We start from the raw sequence: 2,717 nt of genomic DNA, 5'->3' as shown, positions 1-2,717 counted from the left end.
CGTCGACGGCGCGGCGAACGCCAAGGCCGACATGCTGGCGCGGATCAGCCACGAGATCCGCACGCCGCTCAACGCCATCATCGGCTTTGCCGAGGTGATGATCTCCGAACGCTTCGGCGCGCTCGGCAACGAGCGCTACGGCGAATACATGAAGGACATCCGCGCCTCCGGCGAGCGCGTCATCGCGATCATCGACGACCTCTCGGAGCTGTCGCGGATCGAGACCGGCAAGCTCGACCTCGACTTCGCCAACCTCAACCTCAACGATCTGGTCGAGGCCTGCGTCGTCGTGATGCAGCCGCAGGCCAACCGCGAGCGCATCATCATCCGCACCTCGCTCGCCCATGCGCTGCCGCAGGTGACGGTGGACGCGCGCGCGATGCGGCAGATCACCATGAACCTGATCTCGAACTCGATCCGGCTTGCCAGCGCCGGCGGCCAGGTCATCGTCTCGACCGCGCTCACCGATCGCGGCGAGATCGCCCTTCGCATCCGCGACACCGGCCATGGCCTGTCCGAGCGCGAGGTCGCGGCCGCGATGGAGCCGTTCCGCACCCCGCCGCCGGGCGATGCCGCGGACAATTCGGCGCTGAGCCTGTCGCTGACCAAGGCGCTGGTCGAAGCCAACCGCGCCCGCTTCAACATCAAGAGCGCAGGCCAGGGCACTCTGATCGAAGTGGTGTTCGCACCCGCGCTGGCGCGGGCTTGAGGGCGGCGGGACGAGTTCGGCCTTCATGGTTCGAGACGCGCCGTAAGGCGGCGCTCCTCACCATGAGGATTTAAAATCCCACCGCGGAACAAGACCTCATCCTGAGGAGCCCGCCAAAGCGGGCGTCTCGAAGGATGGGCCGCAAAGACGCTGCTCCTCAGCCTCCTCGCGAAAACGCACGCAACCTCACGCCGCGCGGACGGTGTCCAAGAACCTGCTGACCTCGAGCTTGAGGTTGGTCTGGCCCGCGATCGCGTTGATCAGCTCGACCACGTCGCCGATGCGCGCGGCCGCGCGCGACAATTCGCTGACGCGAGCGGGCACCTAAGACTACGTGTATTGTGACACAATGCACGCAGGAGTGCACGGCAGGGATCAGGGACATCTGCGCGCCGTGGGTTCGCCGAACCAGCGCGACGTGGCCTGGGCTGCTTCGTCGTCATCAGTTGCGCCGTCGCTGGCCCACGCGACAAAGCCGTCGGGGCGCACCAACACAGCGCTCAAGCCCAGCCGATCCCTGGGCTGACTTGCAAAATAGGCGATCCGATCACCCCAGCGGCTTGCAATTGCTCGAAGCGATGCGCGCGCGTCGAAGTCCAGCAATACGCCTTTCCCCGGCCTGAGGCGCCCTGCGATCGTCGCACCGTCCGAGAGTTCAAAATCGGGAACACTCCGTCCCACGAGCGGATGGCTGCCGCCAAGATCGTAACGGAGCGAGACACCGCGGACGCATTCCGCGACATAAGTCGCGCCGTCCCGCGTCGCGATGAGATCGCGCATGATGGCCTGGAGCGCGCGGACACTCGGCGTCGGCCGCATGATCGCGACCTGCGCGCGCGACCAGTCGAGGATATGCGCGCCGACGGGATGCCGCTCATGCGAATAAGTCTCAAGCAGATTTGCCGGCGCGTGGCCGCGGATCGTGGCAGCCAGCTTCCAGCCCAGGTTCATCGCATCGCCAAGACCAAGATTGAGACCCTGGCCGCCCAGCGGCGAATGGGTGTGGGCGGCATCGCCCGCGAGCAGCACGCGCCCCTTGCGATAGGTTGTGGCCTGACGAGCCCGGTCCGTCCAGGTGGCGGCCAGGTGGAGCGCGGTGATGGTGACATCAGTGCAGGCAACACGTCGCAGGACGCTCTGCACATGGTCTATTGTCATCGGCGCAGTGCGGTGGAACGCGCCGCCGTCGAAATCGACCATCGCGATCGTGCTTGGCTGCGCATAGGTGTACACGCCCGTCGGCGTGTAGTTGCGGCCGGGGCTGRGTTTCTCCGGATCGGCCAGCTCGACCTCGATGGAATAGCCGGTGAATTCGGGGTCGGTGCCGACGAAGTCGAAGCCGCTCTTCTTGCGCACCGTGCTGCGGCCGCCGTCGCAGCCGACGAGCCAGCGCCCCCGAAACGTCTCGCCGGCCGCTTGCACGGTCACGTCGTCGTCTGAAGCGTCAATGGCGATGACGCCAAAACCGCGCCGGAGCTCGACGCCCATACTGTTTGCACGCGCGGCCAAGACCGTTTCGAGCGTTTCCATATCGACGGCGACGCTGGCATCGGCCGGCGTCGGCAGGCGCCAGGGCCATCGCGCGGCATCGACGTCGTCGTGATAGAACTGGATGCCGGCGAAATGACCTGCGGGCCGTCGCGCCTGCTGCATCCAGTGTGCAGCACTCCTGATCGCGCCTGACTTCGTGCGCTGCGCGGCGACGATCTCGTCCAGCAAGCCACGCCGGTGAAAGGCCTCGGTTGTCGGGGTCGAAAGGCCGCGCAGGCCGAACGGCAGTCGCTTCAGCGCAGAGTGCGGATCCTGCGCTTGCTCCAGCACCAGCACCGAGAGGCCGGCAAGCCGCAGCTCGCACGCGAGAAACAGGCCGACGGGGCCGGCACCGGCGATGATGACGTCGTAGATATCAGTGGATTGGGTTTGCATGAGACGCTCCTGTGGTCGATGTTCGACCGGAGCGTTCCCAGCGCGGCGAGGATCACACGGACGAACGGTTGAGCGCCTGCGT

The 2,717-nt window shown here is 66.3% G+C and carries 3 protein-coding genes; 1 reads left to right on the top strand and 2 read right to left on the bottom strand.

Translation table 11 applies throughout. The features are described from left to right. On the top strand, positions 1-709 hold a 709-nt coding region (locus tag AC1D00_RS35390; RefSeq protein ID WP_477013862.1), incomplete at its 5' end, for a sensor histidine kinase. A 186-nt stretch (positions 710-895) separates the two neighbouring features. On the opposite strand, the gene AC1D00_RS35385 is transcribed toward AC1D00_RS35390, so the two are convergent. Next, positions 896-1,033 carry a hypothetical protein gene (locus AC1D00_RS35385; protein ID WP_167771123.1) on the bottom strand — a complete coding sequence of 46 codons (138 nt, stop codon included), beginning with the start codon at positions 1,031-1,033 and terminating at the stop codon, positions 896-898. 51 nt (positions 1,034-1,084) lie between these two features. Beyond that, entirely contained in the window at positions 1,085-2,635 is a 1,551-nt protein-coding gene (locus tag AC1D00_RS35380) for an FAD-dependent oxidoreductase (RefSeq protein WP_477013861.1), read from the bottom strand. Positions 2,636-2,717 lie beyond the last annotated feature (82 nt).

Source organism: Bradyrhizobium sp. P2_E8 (genome assembly GCF_056403875.1).
This window is presented reverse-complemented; position numbering and strand designations above follow the sequence as displayed.